Origin of the sequence: Micromonospora zamorensis (assembly GCF_900090275.1) — a bacterium.
Lineage (GTDB): Bacteria > Actinomycetota > Actinomycetes > Mycobacteriales > Micromonosporaceae > Micromonospora > Micromonospora zamorensis.
The window spans coordinates 6,695,558-6,715,884 of sequence record NZ_LT607755.1 but is presented as its reverse complement, the minus strand read 5'-3'; the positions used below and the strand labels follow the sequence as shown (position 1 = coordinate 6,715,884).

Annotated in this window: 15 protein-coding genes; 10 read left to right on the top strand and 5 right to left on the bottom strand. The window is 70.5% G+C overall.

Annotation, left to right across the window (positions count from 1 at the left end):
• Positions 1 to 14 precede the first annotated feature (14 nt).
• Genes GA0070619_RS30230 through ssd form a run of 4 tightly spaced genes read right to left on the bottom strand, consistent with a single transcriptional unit; the run spans position 15 to position 4,280 of the window.
• On the bottom strand, positions 15 to 656 hold the full coding sequence (locus GA0070619_RS30230) for a type II secretion system F family protein (protein WP_088951165.1): 642 nt from the start codon (positions 654 to 656) through the stop codon (positions 15 to 17).
• Positions 653 to 1,972 carry a type II secretion system F family protein gene (locus GA0070619_RS33990; protein ID WP_331716858.1) on the bottom strand — a complete coding sequence of 440 codons (1,320 nt, stop codon included), beginning with the start codon at positions 1,970 to 1,972 and terminating at the stop codon, positions 653 to 655. Before GA0070619_RS33990 ends, GA0070619_RS30230 begins: the two co-directional genes overlap by 4 nt.
• Positions 1,969 to 3,180, bottom strand: coding sequence for a TadA family conjugal transfer-associated ATPase (locus GA0070619_RS30220; RefSeq protein ID WP_088951164.1), 1,212 nt, complete (start codon positions 3,178 to 3,180; stop codon positions 1,969 to 1,971). The genes GA0070619_RS33990 and GA0070619_RS30220 overlap by 4 nt, the downstream gene beginning before the upstream one ends.
• On the bottom strand, positions 3,177 to 4,280 hold the full coding sequence (ssd, locus tag GA0070619_RS30215) for a septum site-determining protein Ssd (RefSeq protein WP_088951163.1): 1,104 nt from the start codon (positions 4,278 to 4,280) through the stop codon (positions 3,177 to 3,179). Before ssd ends, GA0070619_RS30220 begins: the two co-directional genes overlap by 4 nt.
• Positions 4,281 to 4,764: 484 nt before the next feature.
• Here ssd and GA0070619_RS30210 point away from each other — a divergent pair, with 484 nt between their 5' ends.
• The 5 genes from GA0070619_RS30210 (at position 4,765) to GA0070619_RS30190 (ending at position 9,735) form a co-directional block, all read left to right on the top strand.
• Positions 4,765 to 5,154, top strand: coding sequence for a hypothetical protein (locus GA0070619_RS30210; protein WP_088951162.1), 390 nt, complete (start codon positions 4,765 to 4,767; stop codon positions 5,152 to 5,154).
• 815 nt (positions 5,155 to 5,969) lie between these two features.
• Positions 5,970 to 6,776: an HAD family hydrolase gene (locus GA0070619_RS30205; protein WP_088951161.1), complete on the top strand. Its 807-nt coding sequence runs from the start codon at positions 5,970 to 5,972 to the stop codon at positions 6,774 to 6,776.
• 174 nt (positions 6,777 to 6,950) lie between these two features.
• Entirely contained in the window at positions 6,951 to 7,847 is an 897-nt protein-coding gene (locus tag GA0070619_RS30200; protein ID WP_088951160.1) for a hypothetical protein, read from the top strand.
• Entirely contained in the window at positions 7,844 to 9,208 is a 1,365-nt protein-coding gene (locus GA0070619_RS30195; RefSeq protein WP_088951159.1) for a methyltransferase, read from the top strand. The genes GA0070619_RS30200 and GA0070619_RS30195 overlap by 4 nt, the downstream gene beginning before the upstream one ends.
• The gene (locus tag GA0070619_RS30190; RefSeq protein WP_088951158.1) at positions 9,103 to 9,735 is read left to right on the top strand and encodes a TetR/AcrR family transcriptional regulator; all 633 of its coding nucleotides are present in this window, start codon (positions 9,103 to 9,105) and stop codon (positions 9,733 to 9,735) included. Before GA0070619_RS30195 ends, GA0070619_RS30190 begins: the two co-directional genes overlap by 106 nt.
• 7 nt (positions 9,736 to 9,742) lie before the next feature.
• Here GA0070619_RS30190 and GA0070619_RS30185 read toward each other — a convergent pair whose 3' ends face one another.
• A complete protein-coding gene (locus GA0070619_RS30185) occupies positions 9,743 to 10,489 on the bottom strand; it encodes a Fic family protein (protein ID WP_088951157.1) in 747 nt (248 codons plus the stop codon).
• Positions 10,490 to 10,932: 443 nt separating this feature from the next.
• On the opposite strand from GA0070619_RS30185, the gene acs reads away from it, so the two are divergent.
• The 5 genes from acs to GA0070619_RS30160 all read left to right on the top strand — a co-directional run bounded on the left by acs (position 10,933) and on the right by GA0070619_RS30160 (position 20,322).
• A complete protein-coding gene (gene acs, locus GA0070619_RS30180; protein ID WP_088951156.1) occupies positions 10,933 to 12,897 on the top strand; it encodes an acetate--CoA ligase in 1,965 nt (654 codons plus the stop codon).
• A gap of 268 nt (positions 12,898 to 13,165) precedes the next feature.
• Entirely contained in the window at positions 13,166 to 15,961 is a 2,796-nt protein-coding gene (locus GA0070619_RS30175; protein WP_088951155.1) for an immune inhibitor A domain-containing protein, read from the top strand.
• Positions 15,962 to 16,292: 331 nt separating this feature from the next.
• Positions 16,293 to 18,725, top strand: coding sequence for an immune inhibitor A domain-containing protein (locus GA0070619_RS30170; RefSeq protein ID WP_088951154.1), 2,433 nt, complete (start codon positions 16,293 to 16,295; stop codon positions 18,723 to 18,725).
• 110 nt (positions 18,726 to 18,835) lie between these two features.
• Positions 18,836 to 19,312 carry a hypothetical protein gene (locus tag GA0070619_RS30165; RefSeq protein WP_157744110.1) on the top strand — a complete coding sequence of 159 codons (477 nt, stop codon included), beginning with the start codon at positions 18,836 to 18,838 and terminating at the stop codon, positions 19,310 to 19,312.
• 242 nt (positions 19,313 to 19,554) lie between these two features.
• Positions 19,555 to 20,322 carry a helix-turn-helix domain-containing protein gene (locus tag GA0070619_RS30160; RefSeq protein WP_157744109.1) on the top strand — a complete coding sequence of 256 codons (768 nt, stop codon included), beginning with the start codon at positions 19,555 to 19,557 and terminating at the stop codon, positions 20,320 to 20,322.
• Positions 20,323 to 20,327 lie beyond the last annotated feature (5 nt).

The window sequence follows — 20,327 nt, the reverse complement described above, 5'->3', positions numbered from 1 at the left end:
CTTTCTCGATGGGGTCAGAGCACGTCGCCGAGAACGGCGACGATCACCGGCACCAGGCCGGCGAGAATGAACGCCGGCAGGAAGCAGAGCCCCAGCGGCAGGACGATGAGCACGCCGGCCCGGCGTGCCGACGCCTCGGCGGCGGTGGCACGGTCGGCGCGCAGGTCGTCGGCGAGCCGGGTCAACGCACCGGCCAGGGCGGCACCACTGTTGGCTGAGCGCAGGGCCGCCGCCGTCAGCCGGTCCGCGCCAGGGATCCCGTCCAACGCCGACCATGCCTCCGGCGGGCCACCGCCGAGCAGCAGCGTGCGGCCGACCCGGGCCAACCGGCCGGCGAGCGGTCCGTCGAGCGCCTCGGCGACGGCCAGCACCGAGCGATCCACCGGGGCCCCCGCCCGCATCGCCGCAGCCAGCAGATCAGCGGCCAGCGGCAGGTCGGCGGCCTCCTGGAGCCGCCGCTTGCGCACAGCCGGCGGCTCGATCCGGCGTAGGAGAAAGTCCAGCAGGAATGCGGTCGGGACCGCACCGAGCAGCCCCAGCCACCCCCCGACGACCACGGCTACGGCGAGCCCGGACAGCGCCGCGGCGAGCCGGATGGCGTCCGGCCGTCGGCCGCTGGCCGGGCCGCGTCGAGTCGCCGGGACCCGGGAGGTCATCCGGCCCGTCCCGGTGCCGAGCCGAGCCGTTCCGCCCAGAGGAGACCCACGACCTGCAGGGCGACCGCGAGAACGGCACAGGCTCCACCGACCCTGCTGTGCAGGAGCACTGCCACCGGGTCGACACCTATCCCGTACCCGAGGGCGATCCCGCCGATCGGCAGCGCCGCCAGCAACCAGGCCGTGGCCCGGGCACCGGCCGCCTGTGCCGCTGCGGCGGCCAGACCTCGGTCGGTCGCCCGAGCGTCCGCCTCGATCCGCTCGACGAGTTCGGCGAGCGGCGCGCCGGTCCGGTCCGCCAGTCGCACCGCCGCTGAGGTCAGCTGGCGCAGCCGGTCCGACTGCCCGGGACCACCGGCGGCGGCCTCAAGCGTGTGCGGGACGGGCAGGCCGGCCCGGAGATCCGCCGCGAGACCACAGAGTTGGTCCAGCCCACGTCGTCGGATGCGCTCGGCGCGCCGGTTCGCCCGCCAGCGCAACACACCCCGTACGGCCAGCGTGCCGTAGCTGGCCAACGCGACCGCGGCCACCGGACCGCCGACCACCGCACCGACACCGCCTCCCAGGAGGCTGACCAGCGGTATCACGCGCGCCCTCGATCGCACGGCAGGCGCCGCCGCGACGGCACTCGGCCCAACGGCCGTCATGTCGGCCAGGTCGGCGGCCGTCACCTCCGCCGGGTCGCCATGATCACGGCGATCGACGTCGCCGCGCCCCTCGGCGCCGAACACGTCACCTCGACTGTCCGCCTCGCCGTTGGTGCGATCACCGATCGCCGCAGCGCCTGGGGCGTCGACCCACCGGTCCGCTGTCACTCCTACGCCGTCGATCGCGATCGCGGCCACCGACGTGCCGCCCCCACGTCCCGCGTCGGTGGTCGTGACCTCCGGCACTGCGGTGCCGGCCGGGCGCCGAGGATCCCGACGGATCGGCGGGCGCGTCGGCCCCGCCGGACCTTTCGACCCCACCGACCCGCCCGGCGCTCCGGGCCAGCTCGGTCTCCCGGTGATGTCCCGGGCAGGCCAGCCGAGCGCGGTCCGTCTCGCGCTGGAACCCGTGCCGGGTTGCGGCTGGTACGCCATGCCGACCGGACGACCCGAGGTCAGCGACTCGCCGGTCTCGTCGACCGGCCCGTCCAACGTACGACCGAGTTCCCGGATCCACTCCACCAGTGCGTCGTCCGGATCGGGACCGGCGCTCCCCTGTCCGGGCGTCAACACACGACGCCGGCGGGACCGGATGGTCTGCACGGGCCACGCCACCAGGGCGGCGGCGACCAGGAGCAGCGCTGCCACCAGCAGCGCCCCGCCCGTCATGCCGGGCCTGCCGATCCGGGCCACGGCTCGCTCAGAATCGGCGGCACCGCCACCCCGCGCGCCCGCAGCAGCGCTCCGAGTGCACGGGCGGCCAGCCCGAGCCCGCCGCCGCGCACCCAGGCGGGCACCACTGTCACCAACCGATCGGGCCCCTCGGGCAGCAGCAGGCAGACCGACTCCAGGACGCGCCCCTGGTCGCCTCGTCGCACCTGGAACAGCACCTGCAACGCAGCGGCGACCTGGGCGTGCAGCGCGGCGCGGGGTAGCCCTCCCAGCATGCCCAGCGCCTCCAGTCGGGCCGGCACGTCGGACGGGGTGTTGGCGTGCAGCGTGCCAGCGCCCCCGTCGTGGCCGGTGTTGAGCGCGGCCAGCAGGTCGACCACCTCACCGCCCCGGCACTCCCCGACCACCAGCCGGTCCGGACGCATCCGCAGCGCCTGCCGGACCAGGTCTCCGAGGCTGATGACCCCCGATCCCTCCACATTGGCGGTACGCGCCTGAAGCCCCACCACGTGCGGATGCCCCGGACGCAACTCGGCGGCGTCCTCCACGAGCACGATCCGCTCGGTGGCCGGCACCATCCCCAGCAACGTGTTGAGCAGGGTCGTCTTGCCTGACCCGGTTCCGCCGGTCACCAGGTACGCCAGCCTGGCCGCTACGACGGCGGCGAGCAGCGGTGCCACCGGTCGCGGCACGGTGCCCTGGCGCACCAGCTCGTCGAGCGTGAACGGCCGGTGCCGGAAGGTCCGCAGGGACAGGTAGGGACCCTCGGTCGCCACCGGTGGCAGCACGGCGTGCAGTCGAGTGCCGTCGGGGAGTCGGGCATCCGCGAACGGTGACCCGTCGTCGAGCCGCCGACCGGCGCTGGAGATCATTCGCTGCGCCAACCGGCGGACATCCTCCACCGAGCCCACCGGGACCGCGACCTGTTGCAGCCCCGAACCACGGTCGACCCACACTCGGGTCCCGTTGACCAGGACGTCGGTCACCTCGGGGTCGGCGAGCAGCGGGGCCAGCGGCCCCGCGCCGACGAGGTCGTCATGCACCCGGTCGGCGATCCGCAGCACGGCGGTGTCGCCGAGCACCGCGGCGGCCGGTTCGGCCCGTACCGCCGAGACGATCGCCGCCGGTGTGACCGGGGTGGTGGCGGAGGCAATGCGCTGGCGCACCCGGGCGGCGATGCCGCTGTCCTCCGGCCGGCCGGTCATGCCGCACCCGTCGCCGGCGCACCGGTGAGGTCGGCGACGATCCGTTGGCAGAGCACGGCCAATGGGCCCTTGCCTGCGGCGGCTGGTGCTTCGCCCCGTTCCAGCCCGCGGCAGAGCCCCGGCTCGGGGCGCAGCGTGCCAGCCAGTGGGAGCCCAAGAGCCCGTGCCACCTCGGTCGCGCGCAGCCGGCCCGGGGCGGGACCGCGCACCACCACCGAGAGCGCGGCGCAGTGCGGGGCGGCGGCGGCAACGACCCGAGCGGCCGCAGCGGTGGCACGCAGCTCGGCCGGGACGACAACGAACGCCTGGTCGGCCGCCTGCAACGCCACCACGGCCGCGTCGTCCAACTGTCGGGGCAGGTCGACCACCACAAAGTCCCGCCCACGACGGGCGGCATCCACAGTTGCCGCCATCGCTGCCACCGGCAGCGGCAGCATTTCGCCGCGATCCCAGGAGAGCACCACCAGGTCACCTCGGCTGGGCAGAGCCTGCACGAGCGCCGGGGCATCGACCCGCCCGTCGGCACCGGTGAGGGACGGCCACCGCAGCCCTTCCAACTGCTCCCAGCCCAGCACCAGGTCGAGGCCACCACCGAGCGGATCAGCGTCGACCAGCAGAGTGCGCAGCCGGGCCCGGGCTGCGGTCACGGCGAGACCACCGGCCAGCACACTCGCGCCGGCACCGCCCCGACCGCCGAAGACCGCGACGATTCGAGCACCGACACCGTCCGGACGGCCGGGTCCCTGCTCGGCGAACCGGTCCACGAGCCACGGCTCCGCGTTGGGCAGCATGGCGACGTGTTCGGCCCCGATCAGCTCAGCGATCTGCCAGCCCGGATCGAGCTGACCGGCCCGGCCGACCAGCACCAGGCGGGAGCGCTGCGGCAACCGGGCGCGCAGACACGACTGCGCCTGATCGGCGCCGAGCAACACCAGCGGCGCGGGAAGCCACCGGGTGCGGGCGGCCGCCGGATCGCGGGCGAGGTCCACCTCCGTCCCGCCTGCTGCGGCGAGCCGGAGCACATCATCGAGCAGATCGTCGTCGCCGGTGACGACCAGCGGAAGCCGACGGATCGGCGGAACGGAGGTACGGGGTGGCATCGCGGCCTCCAGCGGTCGGGCTCTGGTATGCCGCCGACCCTGCTCGGAAACCGCTCCGCGAGCCGCCCTGATCGCGTCGCCTGTGGACAACTTCGTGGGCTGTGGACAACGCCCGTCGAGACAGTTGATCTGCTACGGGCGCGGGCAACTTCGCAGCTCCTGCCGCTGCCCGGAAAACAGCGGGGCCGCTCCCGGAAGAAGCGACCCCGCAAGTGCGCGCGTACTCAGCGGCGTACAGGCTGGTGATCCAGTCCTCGTCCCGCTTCTTCGGTGGACCCACTGAGACGCCCAACAGGCTCTCCCATCAGAAACCACCTGACCAGCCACAACGCCGGAAAGGCAATCACGGAAACCGCCACTGGCCAGCAATTTCAGGGAGATCACAGAAAGTTCCAAGCTTTGACACCAGTAAATTAGATACTTGCGCTCTCAACTTTCCCGGTGGTAACTTTCATCGACCGATTCCTCTGGGAAAGAGAGAAACGTGCGACTGAAATCCCTCGCCATCGCCCTGTCCACCGCAGGCCTGCTGGCCGCCATCCCCGCCGCGCCGGCGTCAGCCGACGGCCCGTGGCCGGACGAGGAGCCGTGGCCGCCCGGCAACTGTCAGCAGGGCACTTTCTGCGCCTGGCCGAACTGGGCCCCCGTGAATTCCGGCCCTACGGAGACCCCGTCCCTGGTGACCACCGGTCCGTGGACCGGCAGCGCCCCGACGAAAACCTTCTACAACTACACGACCGCGAACGTCGAATTGGAATACCACCACACGTGGCAGGACGACTCGACGGTTATCACACACTGCGCCACCCCGCGCGGCAACATCTTCTACCTTCAGGTAATCGTGACCAAGGTAAATTGGCACGGTTCCTGCTAGCGCTTCGCAATGAGGAAACCGCGCCGCCGTCCACGGTCGCGAATGCGGTGGTGCAGCTTGCCGGCGGCCAGGTCCGGCGCGGCGATCCCGTGTCGCACTCCCGGGTCACGGGCGTAGGTGGCGCGTAGTCACACCGACCGGCCGCCACGCACGCCTCGGTCGAACTTGCAGCTTCAGCGGCCCTGATCCATTGCCCGCACGGGACCCGGCCCTTGGCGGACCGGTGGTCACAACGGTCCAGGAGCCGGCGCATCCGTGGTGAAGTCGGGTCAGGTGCACCGGTAGATGAGCAGATCGAGTCTCGGGTCTGCTCATCGACCGTCTCGGTGCGCAGCTGAGCGACACCTGGACGACCACCGCCGCGCCCCGTAGGCACCCGCTGGCTCTGCTGCCTCTCTGCTGCTTTCCAACCGCAGAAGCGCCGTCCGCAAACGCCCGGACCGGCCGGGGGACGGCCTGCGACCAGCGGTGGAGCGTTTCCAGCAGAAAGGGACGACCCCCGTCGGGGGGAGACGGGGGTCGTCGAAAGGTTCGGCTCCGGGGGGGTCGAGCCGAACCACTCAGCGGTCACGGGGGGTGCAACCGCTGAGGGTCTTGTCTGTTTTCGGAGATGTGAAAACTCGTCGTACGGACAAGTCTGCCTGAGCGGGCCCGTCACGTCGAGTGGTGCCGCCTCCACTCAGTGCGAAAATCTCCTCGCAGAGTGTGAGCACGGTCACGCGGAGCGGAGGTGGTGGTGCCTGCCCGCAGGTCTGAGGGGTGGCCTGACCCCGGGCACCCGCCGACGATAGACCATCCGGCTAGACTTTCGCGCCGTGGGCCGAAGTGCCGCTTTCTTCGATCTGGACAAGACCGTCATCGCCAAGTCGAGCGCCCTGGCGTTCGGTCGGCCGTTCTACCGGGACGGGCTGATCACTCGACGTGACGTGGTCAAGTCGGCGTACGCGCAGCTGATGTTCCGGCTGGGCGGCACCGACGAGCAGACCATGGCCCGAACACGGGACTACCTGGCCGCGCTCTGCAAGGGCTGGCAGGTGGAGCAGGTCCGCCAGATCGTCGCGGAGACGCTGCACGAGCTGATCAACCCCTATGTGTACGCCGAAGCCGCCGTCCTGATCGCGGAGCACCAGGCGGCGGGGCGGGACGTGGTCCTGGTGTCGGCGTCGGGCGAGGAGATGGTCCGGCCGATCGGCGAGCTGCTTGGGGTGACCGACGTGATCGCCACCCGGATGACGGTGCGCGACGGTCGGTACAGCGGCGAGGTCGAGTTCTACGCGGCTGGCCCGAGCAAGGTCGAGGCGGTCAACGAGTTGGCCGCCGCCCGCGACTACGACCTGGCCGACTCGTACGCCTACTCCGACTCGTACAGCGATCGCCCGCTGCTGGAGTGCGTCGGCCATCCGAGCGTGGTCAACCCGGACCGGCAGCTGCGCAAGCTGGCCTCGGAGAACGCGTGGCCGGTGCTGGAGTTCCGGCACCCGATCCCGCTGGGCCGTCGTCTGCGGGAGCGACCCGCCGTCCCGGTGGCCGCGGCCGCGCTCGGCGTCGGGGTCGGTGTGGCCATCGGCATCGCCTGGTACGGCCGGCACCGTCGCACCCGCGCCGCCGCCACCACCGCCTGAGTCCGACCAGGCTGGCAGGGCGCACCAGCCAGCACCCGGAGCCCGGGCGCCGGTGAGGGCCGCCCAGAACCACATCGCCACCAGCGTCCTCGCTTCCGCCTGAGTGCGGGATTGAGCGGTCGCTCAAATAGCCGTACCCTCCGTTTAAGCGACTGCTCAACACGGGGGGTTCGGATGGAGAATGACGATGAGTCGCCACCGCAGCGGACAAGTGCGCACTGGATCCTGGCCGGCCTGATCGCGCTCTTCGGGCTGGTCCTCTTCGTCGGGGTGGTGCGCCAGGGACGCGCCGACAGCGCTGTGCTCTTCGTGGCGTTGCCGGTGCTCCTGGCGGCCGGGCTCGCGCTCACCCCCCGCCGGACGGCCCACGGCCAGGTCTTCGCGGCCACCACGGTGACCCTGCTGCTGGCGGCGGTGGCACTGCACGAGGGCGCGGTCTGCGTCATCCTGGCCGCCCCACTGGTCTACGGGGTGGCACACGGCACCACAGCGCTGATCCGCGCCCTGCGGGAAGCCAACCGGCCGTACGCGATCATCGCCGTTCCGCTGCTGCTCCTGCCCGGCCTGGAGGGCAGCGGCATCGCTCCCCGGGTCGACCCGGAGCAGACGGTCGAGGTGGTCCGGGTCGTCGGGCTCCCCGTCGAGCGGGTCGCCGAGCGGCTCGCCACCGGCCCCCGCCCGACCGCCGTCCGGTCCGCGCCGCTGCGACTCCTGGCAGTGCCCACGCCCGGGCAGGTCAGTGGCGACGGGCTTGAGGTCGGCGACCGGTGGATGTTCGGCTACCACGGCAGCGCGCACGGCCCGGGCGGCCATCTGCTCGCCGAGGTGGAGACCGTCGCGCCGGGGCGGGTGGGCTTCCGCTTCGTCGAGGACAGCTCCATCACCGCACGGTGGTTCACCTGGCAGCACGCGGAGCTGACCTGGCGGGCGCTCGACCCAGGGCACACCGAGGTGCAGGTCCGGGTCGACTACACGCGCGGTCTGGACCCCTCCTGGTACTTCGGCCCGGTGCAGCAGGTGCTGCTCGGTGCCGGGATGCGGCACCTGCTCGACATGTTGGCGCTGCGGTGACGGTCGCCCGCTGGCTGAGCCTGGCACTGCCGCTTCTCGCCGTGCTCGCCGTCGGCGCCCGGGAACGGGACCGGGCCGTCCGCGCGGCGGCGCTGCTGGCGTTCCTGACCGCCGGGATCGGCATCGCCGCGCTGCACGAGGTCGCCGGCCTGGCCGACTGGTACGCCTTCGCGCCCGTCGACGGGTCGTACCGGGGGATGCCGGTGGACCTGTGGATCGGCTGGGCCGCCCTCTGGGGTCCGCTGCCGGTGCTGCTGCGCCGGGTGCTAGCGCTGCCGGTCGCGCTGGGTCTGCTGCTCTGGGTCGACGCGGTGGCCATGCCGGCACTGCACCCGCTGGTCAGCCTCGGCCCACACTGGCTCGTCGGGGAGGTGGTCGGGCTGCTCACGGTGGCTCTGCCCGCCCAACTGCTCGGTCGGTTCTGCGCCGACGGCCGGCACCTCGGCGCGCGTACGTTCCTGCAGGTGGGCGTCTTCAGCGCCCTGCTGCTCTGGTTCATCCCCACGCTGGCCTTCGAGTTCGGCGACGGGTCGTGGTCGGCAATGACCGAGTTGGACCGCACCGGGATGCTGGTCGTCGCGCAGCTCGCCCTGCTGGTGGCCACGCCGGCGCTGGCTGCCGTCGCGGAGTTCGCCGTCCGGGGCGGCGGCACCCCGTACCCGTGGGACCCGCCGCGTCGTCTGGTCACCACCGGCCCGTACGCCTATCTGGCCAACCCGATGCAGGTCTCCGCCGTGGTGTTGCTGCTGTTCACCGCGGCGGTCACCCGGAGCGTCGCACTGGTCCTCGCCGCGGTGTCGGCGTGTGCGTTCGGAGCAGCCGTGGCCGGGCCGCACGAGCAGCACGACCTACGGGTGCGCTACGGCGTCTCCTGGCGGTTCTACCGGCGGCAGGTGCGCGACTGGTGGCCTCGATGGCGGCCGTACTCCTCCGGGCCACCGGCGGTGCTCTGGCTGGACGACGACTGCGGGCCCTGCGCGGCCACCTGGCGGATGTTGGCCCGGCGGCATCCGGTGGGGCTGCGGATCCGACCGGCCCGCCAACACGAGCACGTGCTGTGGCGGGCGGAGTACGTGGGCGGCGACGGTCACACGGAACGGGGGGTGGCCGCCGTCGCCCGCGGGCTCGAACATGTCCACCTCGGCTGGGCGTTTGTCGGCTGGACCCTGCGACTGCCCGGGGCCACCTGGCTCGCCCAACTGGTCACCGATGCGATGATCGCAGCGCCGCACCCGGCCCGTCCGGAAGGAGAGCCATGTCCGACACCAAGCAGCGTCTCCTCGACGGCGCCATCGCCGCCATCCGCGAGCACGGCATCGCCGGCGTCTCGGCCCGCACCATCGGTGCCGCCGCCGGGGTGAACCAGGCGCTCGTCTTCTACCACTTCGGCACAGTCGACGACCTGCTCTCGGCGGCCTGCCGGGTCAGCACGGCCGAGCGGGTCGAGCACTGGTCGGCGCGGCTGGCCTCGGCCGGGTCGTTGCGCGAACTGCTCGCCGTCGGGCGGGCGTTGCACGAGGAGGAACGCCAGCTCGGCAACGTCACCTTCCTGGCCCAGATGTTGGCGGGTGCGCAGGCGGACCAACGGATGGCTGCCCCCACCGCCGGGGCGCTCCAACTGTGGGTGGACGAGATCGAGGCGGTGCTGCGGAGGCTGCTCGCCGGGTCCCCGTTCGCCGAGGTCGCCGACGTGCCCGGCCTGGCCCGCGCGGTCTCGGCCGCGTTCATCGGGCTGGAGCTCTACGACGGGGTGGATCCGGAGGGCGCCGACCAGGCGATGGCCGCGCTCGACCAGCTCGCGCTCCTCATGGAGATCGTCGACGACCTCGGGCCGATCGCCCGCCGGGCGCTCCAGGCCAAGGTCAACCGGGCGACCCGACGGGACTGATCGCGGCTCAGGCGGCGGCGAGGATCTCGTCGCCGATGACGGTGAGCTGGTCGGCGCCGACCTCGACGGCCGCCATGTAGTGGCGCAACCAGGAGCGCAGACCGTCCGGGGTGCCGGTGGCGAAAGCGCCGGCCGAGCCGACGTACTCCGGCTCCCGCTCGCGGTGCCCGACGTCGACGGCGAGCAGGCCGCGCGGGTCCAGGCCGCTGGCGAGTAGCACCAACCGGGCGGCCCCCCGGGCCACCACGCCGGACGGCCCGGCGAACGGACGCAGGTTCAACAACTCCCCGTGTACGACGGCAGCCAGCACCAGCGGCGACACCTTCGTGCCACCGGCGACCAGCCCGGCCAGCCCGTCCAGCCGCGTGGCGACGACGGGATCGGCCACCGGGCGGCCCAGCTCGGATTCCGGCACCAACTCCCGGGCGGCGAGGACATGCAGCTTCGCGAGAGCCTGCCGGGGGGCCTTCGGCCAGAGTTCACTCAGGCCGGGCAGCGCCCCGGCGACCCGCAGCGCCCCCTGGAGAAGTGGGTCGGTGACCGTGCCGGCGCGGACCGCCTCGCGTTCGTGCACGGCCCCTTCGAGGGCGGCGCTGGCCACTGCGGAGCGCAGGCTGACCTCGGCCGCGACCTGGCCACCGTGCCGGCGCAGCGCGCGGTGCCCGAGCGCCTGGTCGAACCGTTCGCGGGCCTGCTCGACGGCAGTGGCGATGTCGGCGAGCGCGAGCAGCGGGGCGAGCGGATCGGTGGTCACCCCGTCACGCTAGCGACCCGGCCCGGCCGGTCGGGCCGCACCCGGCCGCAACGCGACCCGGACCACCCAACCCGGGCGCCCCACCCGACCCGGCGCCCAGCCCTGGCGCCCAGCCCGGACCCCCACCCGAGCCGGACGTCTCGCTTTGATCAACACGAGTTTGGTGAATTCGGGGCATCCCATCGGCTCCGACACCGCGATTTCAATGAACCCGTGTTGATCAAGGCCCTCCCCACCGACTCCGCGCCGACCGAGCCCGCACACCGAGCCCGCAGACCGGGGCGGGCCGTCGGGCGCGTGGTGACGGCCGCTCGGCGCGACGTGCCGGGCAGCGGTCGCCCGTCGAGGGTCCCGCGACTACCCTCGTGCCAACGCAGGTCACCCCGAGGACCAACGCAGGTCACCCCGAGGACCAGGTCACCCCGAGGACGAGGAGTCACGGCATGAGCGAGGCATTGGCAAATCTGCTGAACGAGACGCGCCAGTTCCCCCCGCCGGCCGAACTCGCCGCGCACGCCAACGTCACCGTCGACGCGTACGCCGAGGCCGAGACCGACCGGCTCGCCTTCTGGGCGAAGCAGGCCGACCGTCTGGCCTGGTCGAAGAAGTGGGACGAGGTGCTCGACTGGTCGAACCCGCCGTTCGCCAAGTGGTTCGTGGGTGGGCAGCTCAACGTGGCGTACAACTGCCTCGACCGGCACGTCGAGGCGGGGCTCGGCGACAAGGTCGCGATCCACTGGGAGGGCGAGCCGGGCGACACCCGCACCCTCACGTACGCCGATCTGCACGAGCTGACCTGCCGGGCGGCGAACGCGCTCACCGACCTGGGGGTGACCGCCGGCGACCGGGTGGCGATCTACCTGCCGATGATCCCGGAGGCGGCGGTAGCCATGTTGGCGTGCGCCCGGGTCGGCGCGGCGCACAGCGTGGTCTTCGGCGGCTTCTCGGCCGACTCGCTGAGCAACCGCATCCAGGACGCCAGCGCCAAGGTGGTGATCACCGCGGATGGTGGTTACCGGCGGGGCAAGCCGTCGGCGCTGAAGCCCACAGTGGACGAGGCGGTAGCCAACAGCCCGTCGGTGGAGCACGTGCTGGTGGTCCGCCGCACCGGCGAGGACGTCGCGTGGACGGAGAAGGACCACTGGTGGCACGAGACGGTGGAGACCGCGTCGCCCGAGCACACCGCTCAGCCGTTCGACTCCGAGCACCCGCTGTTCATCCTCTACACCAGCGGCACCACGGCCCGGCCGAAGGGCATCCTGCACACCACCGGCGGCTACCTCACCCAGGCGTCGTACACGACGCACGCGGTCTTCGACCTGAAGCCGGAGACGGACGTCTACTGGTGCACGGCGGACATCGGCTGGGTCACCGGGCACTCCTACATCGTGTACGGGCCGCTCTCCAACGGCGCCACCCAGGTCATGTACGAGGGCACCCCGGACACCCCGCACAAGGGCCGGTTCTGGGAGATCGTCGACAAGTACCGGGTGAGCATCCTGTACACCGCGCCCACCCTGATCCGCACGATGATGAAGTGGGGCGAGGACATCCCCGCCGGCTTCGACCTGTCCTCGCTGCGCCTGCTGGGCAGCGTCGGTGAGCCGATCAACCCCGAGGCCTGGATGTGGTACAGGCAGTTCGTCGGCCGGGGCGAGCTGCCCGTGGTGGACACCTGGTGGCAGACCGAGACCGGCGCCATGATGATCTCCCCGCTGCCGGGTGTGACCGCTGCCAAGCCGGGTTCGGCGATGACCCCGCTGCCGGGCATCGTGGCCGACGTGGTGGACGACCAGGGCCAGTCGGTGCCTAACGGTGGTGGCGGCTACCTGGTGCTGCGCGAGCCGTGGCCGTCGATGCTGCGCACCATCTGGGGTGACGACGACCGGTTCATCGACACGTACTGGTCGCGGTTCCAGGGCATGTACTTCGCCGGTGACGGGGCGAAGAAGGACGACGACGGGCACATCTGGCTGCTCGGCCGGGTGGACGACGTGATGCTGGTGTCCGGGCACAACATCTCGACCACCGAGGTGGAGTCGGCGTTGGTGTCGCACCCGTCGGTGGCCGAGGCTGCGGTGGTCGGCGCGACCGACCCGACGACCGGCCAGGCGATCGTCGCGTTCGCCATCCCGCGCGGCAGCACGGACATCGTCGGCGAGGCGGGTGAGAAACTCATCGCCGACCTGCGCAACCACGTGTCGAAGACGCTCGGCCCGATCGCCAAGCCCCGGCAGATCATGCTGGTGGCGGAGCTGCCGAAGACCCGCTCCGGCAAGATCATGCGCCGGTTGCTGCGGGACGTGGCGGAGAACCGGTCGCTGGGCGACGTCACCACCCTGCAGGACTCGTCGGTGATGGACCTGATCTCCTCGGGGATGAGCGGCACCAAGTCCGACGAGGACTGACGGCAGGCGTACACACCGGAGGGTGGCGGTCCGTGCGGACCGCCACCCTCCGTCATTTTCTTACGGGTACGGCACGCACGGCCTGACCAGTGTCACATCGGTCGGTCGGTGGAGCTGGGGAAGCTGAACGGACACACGAGGCAGACCACCCCTGTCCTTTCGGCCGGTTGTGATTTAGGTTCACGCAGGTTGGCAGAGTTCGACGCTCATCGCATCGATGGTCGGCCACGCCAGCGTCCTCCTCCCCATGCCCGAGAAATGGAGCGGCATGAACCACAAACCGCAGTCCGGGGCGCGCCGACGACTACTCGTCGCGCTACCCGCCATCGCCCTCGCGGCCACGTCACTGACCGTGACCGGCAGTGCGGCGGCCCAGTCGTCCTCCCCCGCCCCACGGGCGGTGATCGGGGCCGACGAGCACTACATCAACTACGCCGAGCCCGAGGTGCAGCCGGACACCACCGGCCGTGAGGTCAAGGGCAAGGGTGGCGTCTACACCCCGGCCGTGGAGTCCGCGCGCGAGTTCGACCAGAAGCACGCCCGGGGCAACCCGGTGACCGCGCGGCAGCTCGCCAAGGACGAAGCCCGGTCGCTCAAGACGGGCAAGAACCCCCGGCAGTTCAAGAAGTCGCCGACCACCCAGACGGCGAAGCTGCTCACGCTGCTGGTGGAGTTCAACGACAAGGCCAACGACGACTTCACCGACGTGATGGTCCCGAAGACGGTGTTCGAGGACCGGACGTGTGTCCCCGGCACCGTGCAGAACGGCCCGAAGCACAACAACATCCCGAACCCGGCGACCCTGCCCCACGAGGACAACAACTCGATGTGGGTGCCGGACTTCTCGCCGTCGCACTACAACAAGATGCTCTACAGCAAGAAGGGCATCACCGAGCGGGTCCGCACCGATCTGCGCGGCCCGGACGGCAGGAAGGGTGTCGACCTCTCCGGCCGCACCATGCACAACATGTACCTGGAGATGTCCAAGAACGCGTACACGGTGGACGGGCAGGCCAGCCCGTGGATCTCCGTGCCGCACTCGGAGGGCTGGTACGCCGCCAACCGCTGCTTCCAGGACGAGACCGGCGCCTGGGTCGCCGGCCGTGAGCAGTCGATGAACGGCCACCCGGACAACCCGGCCGGCGCGGGCCGCCTGGCGACCGACGCGATCGACGCGCTCGTCGCGAAGGACCCGAGCTTCCCGTGGGCCGACTACGACATCGAGGACCAGGCCGACCGCGACGGTGACGGCAACGTCTACGAGCCGGACGGCGTGATCGACCACCTCGTGCTGGTGCACGCCGGTCAGGGCAAGTCGCGCGGCGGCGGCGCCGAGGGCGTGTACGCCGTGTGGGCGCACTCCTCCACGGTCGCTGGCGGCTACACCATCCCGGGTACCAACCTCAAGGCGTCGAACTACATCGTGCAGCCCGAGGACGCCGGTGTCGGTGTCTTCGCCCACGAGTTCGGCCACGACCTGGGCCTGCCGGACCTCTACGACACGTCCGGCAACGCTGACTCCGACGTGGACTTCTGGGACCTGATGGCCTCGGGCTCGCACTCCGGTGAGATCTTCCAGGCGCTGCCCACGCACATGGGCATCTGGGACAAGTGGGTGCTCGGCTGGGCCGACCCGCTGACCATCCGCCCCGGGTCGAACCCGCGCGAGGTGAAGCTCGGCCAGACGTCGCGCACCCCGATCGACTCCGAGGACGGCATCAAGGTCGACCTGCCGGACAAGGTGACGACGCTGGCCACGCCGCACAGCGGCACCAAGATGTGGCACAGCAACAACGACCAGGAGTGGGCCGACGTCAAGCTCAGCCGCTCGGTCGACGTGCCTGCGGCAGCGGACTCGAAGTTCTGGATGTGGAACAACTACATCATCGAGGAGGACTGGGACTACGGCTTCGTCGAGCTCTCGACCGACGGCGGTACGACCTGGACCGAGCAGAAGGTGTACGACGAGGGTGGCGCGGTGGTCACCACGCCGGACGGCTACCCGGACCCGAACGGCCGGATGAACGACTTCGGCGGCAAGAAGTACGGCCTGACCGGCAGCACGAACGGCTGGCGCCACGACTACGTCGACCTGTCGGCGTACGCGGGCACGACGGTGCAGCTGCGGTTGCGCCAGGCCACCGACGAGGCGTTCGAGGAGCGCAACTGGTTCGCCGACGACTTCTCGCTCACCGGCGGCGGCGCCACCACGTGGAGTGACGACGTCGAGGGCGGCGCCAACGGCTGGACGGCCACCGGCGGCACCTTCGTGGACACCACCGGCGGGGGCTGGAAGGTCTCCAGCGGCACCGAGGTCCACGCCCAGTTCTACCTGGCGGAGTGGCGCAACTTCGACGGCTTCGACAAGGGCCTGAAGTACGCCTACGACACCATCTACTCGCACGACGCGTGGAAGGTCGACCGGATCTCCTACAACGCGCCGGGCATGCTGGTCTGGTACCGGGACAGCGCTCTCGGCGACGTCAACCACGTCACCGGGCAGATGACCGCGCTGCCCAGCTACGGCGCGAAGGGCGGGTTGCTCATCGTCGACTCGCACTTCGACCCGTACCGGCGTACCGGTGAGGCGGCGGTGAAGGACCCGTCGGTGACGGACAACCTGCCCAGCCGTCCGCAGTCGGCCAACGCGGCCTTCTCGCTGAACAAGACGTACCCCTTCACGGAGTGCCTGGAGGCGGCGGACGAGCCGTACAGCGCGTACTGCACGAAGTTCAAGGCGCAGGCGCCGGTGAAGGGCTTCACGGACGCCAAGACCTGGTACCCGGGCATCGAGATGCGCGACGGGGCTGCGTACGCGCGGGACAACGACGCCTCGGTGGTGGTGCCGTCGCGGAACAACGCGCCGTACACCACCCGGGTCACCCACCCGGACGGCAGCCCGGCACCGGAGTTCTACGGCACGACCCTCGGCGGTGGCGCGATCGTGCTGGGCACCGGTAACCCCGGCGACCAGGGCGTGAACTACGGCGTCTCGCTCACCATCAAGAAGGCGGCACGGGACAACTCGTCCGCCACGATCTTCGTCACCCCGGCGAGGAAGTAACGGTTTCGCGGATCAACAACTGACAGTGGGGCCGGTGGCGGAGACGCCGCCGGCCCCACTGTCGTACATCGATCATGTTGATCGAAATGAGTCGCTATATTTGGGATCACGCCGTCCTCGCTGGTCAGCGTGGCTGATGAAGCCCGGGTATGTGACGGTGAAAAGCATTCCCAACAAAATCTTGCAACAAATCGACGCGTGCATCTTCCCACCCGTCGCAGCAGTGTCTATGTTCACCAATGGTCCCACTAGTGGGATCGATCTCCCACCGGCCCGTACCCCCGTATGGCCGGTTCCCTCACACCGGAGGTACCACGTGCGCAAAGTCGCAGTGGGTCTGCTCGGGCTCTCACTGACGGCGACAGGCCTGGCTTTCGGCCCGTCCGCCTCGGCGGCGCCCCAGCCCAAACTGCCGGCAGCAGCACCTGCTGCTGCGGAGCCGCAGGCGCTGAAGGACGAACTCCCCGACAAGCTCGAGGAGAAGCGCCGCGCCCTGCGTGAGCAGGGTCTCAGCGACGTGCTGAGCGGTCGTAGCAAGCCGATTCAGCGCAACGGAAGCACTGTCGTCAAGGTCGGTCAGGTCGGCAAGACGGGCACCAACGCCAACGCCCGCTCCGCAGCCGGCACCCAGCCGACCCAGGATCAGTACGTCGAGCTCCAGCGGGAGCGCACCGACAAGATCTTCGTGATCCTGGCCGAGTTCGGTGACGAGCGGCACCCGTCCTACCCGGACAAGGACATGGACCCGAACATCGCCGGACCGGCGACGTTCGAGGGTCCGCTGCACAACAAGATCCCGGAGCCGAACCGGGCGGTCGACAACTCCACCATCTGGCAGCCGGACTTCAGCCCGGAGCACTTCCGCCAGGTCTACTTCGGCACCAACCCGGGCGACGAGTCGCTCAAGCAGTACTACGAGGCTCAGTCCTCGGGTCGCTACACCGTCGAGGGTGAGGTGACCGACTGGGTCAAGGTCCGGTACAACGAGGCCCGCTACGGTCGTTCCGACGACCCGAAGGCCGACGACGACCCGACCGGCGACCCCGCCGTCTGCGGCGACAACGTCTGCTCGAACACCTGGGCCCTGATCCGCGACGCCGCGAACCAGTGGGTCGCCGACCAGAAGGCCAAGGGCCGGACGGACGCGCAGATCGCCGAGGAGATGAAGTCCTTCGACCAGTGGGACCGCTTCGACTTCGACGGTGACGGCGACTTCAACGAGTCGGACGGCTACATCGACCACTTCCAGATCGTCCACTCCGGCGGCGACCAGGCCGACGGTGACCCGCAGCAGGGTGAGGACGCCATCTGGAGCCACCGTTGGTCGGCGTTCAACAGCTCGCCCGTGGGCCCGCCGAACTTCCCGATCGGTGGCACCCAGATCGGCAACACCGGCGTCTGGATCCGCGACTACACGATCCAGCCGGAAAACGGCGGCCGTAGCGTCTTCTACCACGAGTACGGCCACGACCTGGGCCTGCCGGACGACTACGGCCCGGCGGACAACAACAACGAGCACTGGACCCTGATGGCCCAGAGCCGGCTCGGTGCGAAGAACGACCCGGCCATCGGTGACCGTGGCGGCGACCTCGGCGCATGGAACAAGTTCCAGCTCGGCTGGCTCGACTACGAGGTGGTCGTGGCGGGCCAGAAGCGCAACATCGACCTCGGCCCGCAGGAGTACAACTCGAAGAAGGCACAGGCCGTCGTGGTCGTGCTCCCCCAGAGGGAATACACCTTCAACTACGGCGCACCCTTCGAGGGCTCGAAGCAGTACTTCACCGGTAACAAGGACAACCTCGACGGCACCATGACGAGGACGTTCGACCTCACCGGCAAGTCCGCGGCGGCAATGTCGCTCAAGGGCAAGTACAGCATCGAGGAGAACTACGACTACCTCTACTTCGAGGCGTCGACCGACGGCGGTCAGACCTGGACCGACCTGGACGGCACGGTCGGCGGCAAGCCGATCGGCGTCGACGGTGCGGGCCGCCCGGCGCTCGACGGCACCAGCAACGGGGCCTGGGCGGACATCAACATCCCGCTCAACTCGCTCGCTGGCAAGGTGGCGCAGGTTCGCCTGCACTACGTCACCGATGGTGGCGTCTCTGAGGGCGGCTTCTTCGGTGACGCGATCACCGTGACCGCCGACGGTCAGACCGTGCTCAACGACGGTGCCGAGACCGACGCGGGCTGGGCGCTCAACGAGTGGAAGGTCGTCGGCGCGACCTACACCGAGCTGTTCGACAACTACTACATCGCCGGCAACCGGTCGTACGTCTCGTACGACAAGTACCTGAAGACTGGCCCGTACTTCTTCGGCTACGCGAACACCCGCCCGGACTGGGTGGACCACTACGCGTACCAGGAGGGTCTGCTCATCTCGTACTGGAACCTGCGCTGGGAGGACAACAACACCGCTCCGGTTTCGCCCACCAACCCAGGTGGTCACCCGGGTGAGGGTCGCAACCTGTACATCGACGCGCACCCGCGCCCGATCTACAACCTGACCGGTGCTCCGTGGCGCGCCCGGGTCCAGGTGTACGACGCACCGTTCAGCCTCAAGAAGGCCGACTCGTTCACGCTGCACCTCAACAGCCAGCCGCAGTACATCCGTGGCCAGGCTGCCGAGCCGCTGTTCGACGACACCAAGAAGTACTTCTACGAGGAGCTGCCTAACCACGGCGTCAAGCTCCCCGCAGCCGGTGTCAAGATCAAGGTTCTGGAGCAGGACGGCACCGCGATGAAGATCCGGATCAGCTGACCACTGATTCAGCAACACCCAGCGGCGCCCGGGCGGGTCACCTGCCCGGGCGCCGCCCTTTGTCCCACCGGCAGGCGGAACCCGGCGACCTGCTGGAACGTCCCATCACCGTGCACCTCCCCTCACGCGTCACCCTCCTCGCCGCGCTCCTCCTGCTGCTCCTGACCGCGTGCGCCGACCCGGAGGGCTCCGGTCCCCTGGCTGCTCCCTCGGCCTCCGACACCCCGACGCCGGACGCACCCACCTCGCGCGCATTCAGGCCCGCCCAGCCCGCAGCGACGCCCTCACCGGCCTTCACACCGCCGCTGTCGCGCACACTCCGGCCGCCCATCGGCATTCCGCCAAAGCCACCAAAGCCGACACCGCCGACCGACCTACGAGACAGCGGCCTGATCGCGGGCCACATCACCCGGGGCGGTTCCGGCCCCTGCTACGGCCTCGTCGCCGAGGACGGCCGCGCGTACGCCCTGCACGGCCCGGGTTACGGCAACCTGACCGAGGGCAGTTTCGTCACCCTGCGGATCGTCCCCAGGCCAGCCGGAGTGGACTGCGGTGCGGGTGTCCCCGTGAGCATCGTCATGCGTTGACCCGTCGGGTAGACCCTGACCGGGGTGACGAATGGAACACCGTCGCCACGACCACTCACGTCGTCCGGCACTTGACGCAGAGTCGCCATCCAAGCACGATCATCGATGTCGATGGTGGACCGGCACCTGCGCTGACGACGTCGCAGCCGACACCACCTCGGCATCGTCCACGGGGGTGGTCAGGCTTGTCAGGTGGAATCTGGTCGGACACAGACGGCAGCGGCGCAGACCCGCTCTGGAGGGTGAATTCCACGCCACTCGACGCCGCCATGGTGTCGGCGGTGGAGTTGCGACTGCTGCTCGCCGCCCGACAGCGGGAGCTGGTCCGCGCCCAGCATCGTCTGATCGCCCAGTACGCCCAGTTGGAACAACTGGAGGAGCACCGAAGTTCGGTCGCGCTCGGCCCGGACGATGTCGTACGGGACTGGGCGGCGTTCACCCGGCTCTCCGGTCGACTGGCCACCGATGCGCCGGAGGACTGCCGAATCCTGCTCGGCATGCCGCCGGACTCCGCCGCCGGGGAGCCCGACCTGGAGCCACGGCACCGCACGATCCTCGACCGACGACTCCTCGAACGTCCCGGTGGCCTCAACCGCGCCGACCGAGCCGCCCGGCCGGAAGGTCAGGTCCGGATAGTCGGGGAGGTCCCCATCTCGATGGTGGTCTCCGCCAAAATGGCCGTGGTCGCACCGATCGGCACCCACCGGTCGGTCGGCTGGGTGCTGCGCGCGCCGGCGCTGGTCGATTTGGCAGGCCACTACTTCGACAGCCTCTGGCGGCAGTCACAGCCCCTGTCCACCCCGACGGCCGCAGGCAGGGACGCGCCGTCGGAGGTGCAGCTGCAGATCCTCCGACTCGCCGCGCACGGCGCCAAGGACGAGGCCATCGCCCGCAGCCTGGGGCGTAGCCCGCGATGGGTCCGGCGGCACTTCGAGTTGCTGGCCGAGCGACTTGGCGCGTCCAACAGGCTCACCGTCGGGATCGCCGCCGCCCGCCGCGGCTGGATCTGACCTTG

What these genes read in the sequence shown, in the direction of transcription:
- GA0070619_RS30230 (WP_088951165.1), bottom strand. Translation starts at nt 656, where the DNA reads ATGACCTCCCGGGTCCCGGCGACTCGACGCGGCCCGGCCAGCGGCCGA.
- GA0070619_RS33990 (WP_331716858.1), bottom strand. Translation starts at nt 1,972, where the DNA reads ATGACGGGCGGGGCGCTGCTGGTGGCAGCGCTGCTCCTGGTCGCCGCC.
- GA0070619_RS30220 (WP_088951164.1), bottom strand. Translation starts at nt 3,180, where the DNA reads ATGACCGGCCGGCCGGAGGACAGCGGCATCGCCGCCCGGGTGCGCCAG.
- ssd (WP_088951163.1), bottom strand. Translation starts at nt 4,280, where the DNA reads ATGCCACCCCGTACCTCCGTTCCGCCGATCCGTCGGCTTCCGCTGGTC.
- GA0070619_RS30200 (WP_088951160.1), top strand. Translation starts at nt 6,951, where the DNA reads ATGGAGAATGACGATGAGTCGCCACCGCAGCGGACAAGTGCGCACTGG.
- GA0070619_RS30190 (WP_088951158.1), top strand. Translation starts at nt 9,103, where the DNA reads ATGTCCGACACCAAGCAGCGTCTCCTCGACGGCGCCATCGCCGCCATC.
- acs (WP_088951156.1), top strand. Translation starts at nt 10,933, where the DNA reads ATGAGCGAGGCATTGGCAAATCTGCTGAACGAGACGCGCCAGTTCCCC.
- GA0070619_RS30175 (WP_088951155.1), top strand. Translation starts at nt 13,166, where the DNA reads ATGAACCACAAACCGCAGTCCGGGGCGCGCCGACGACTACTCGTCGCG.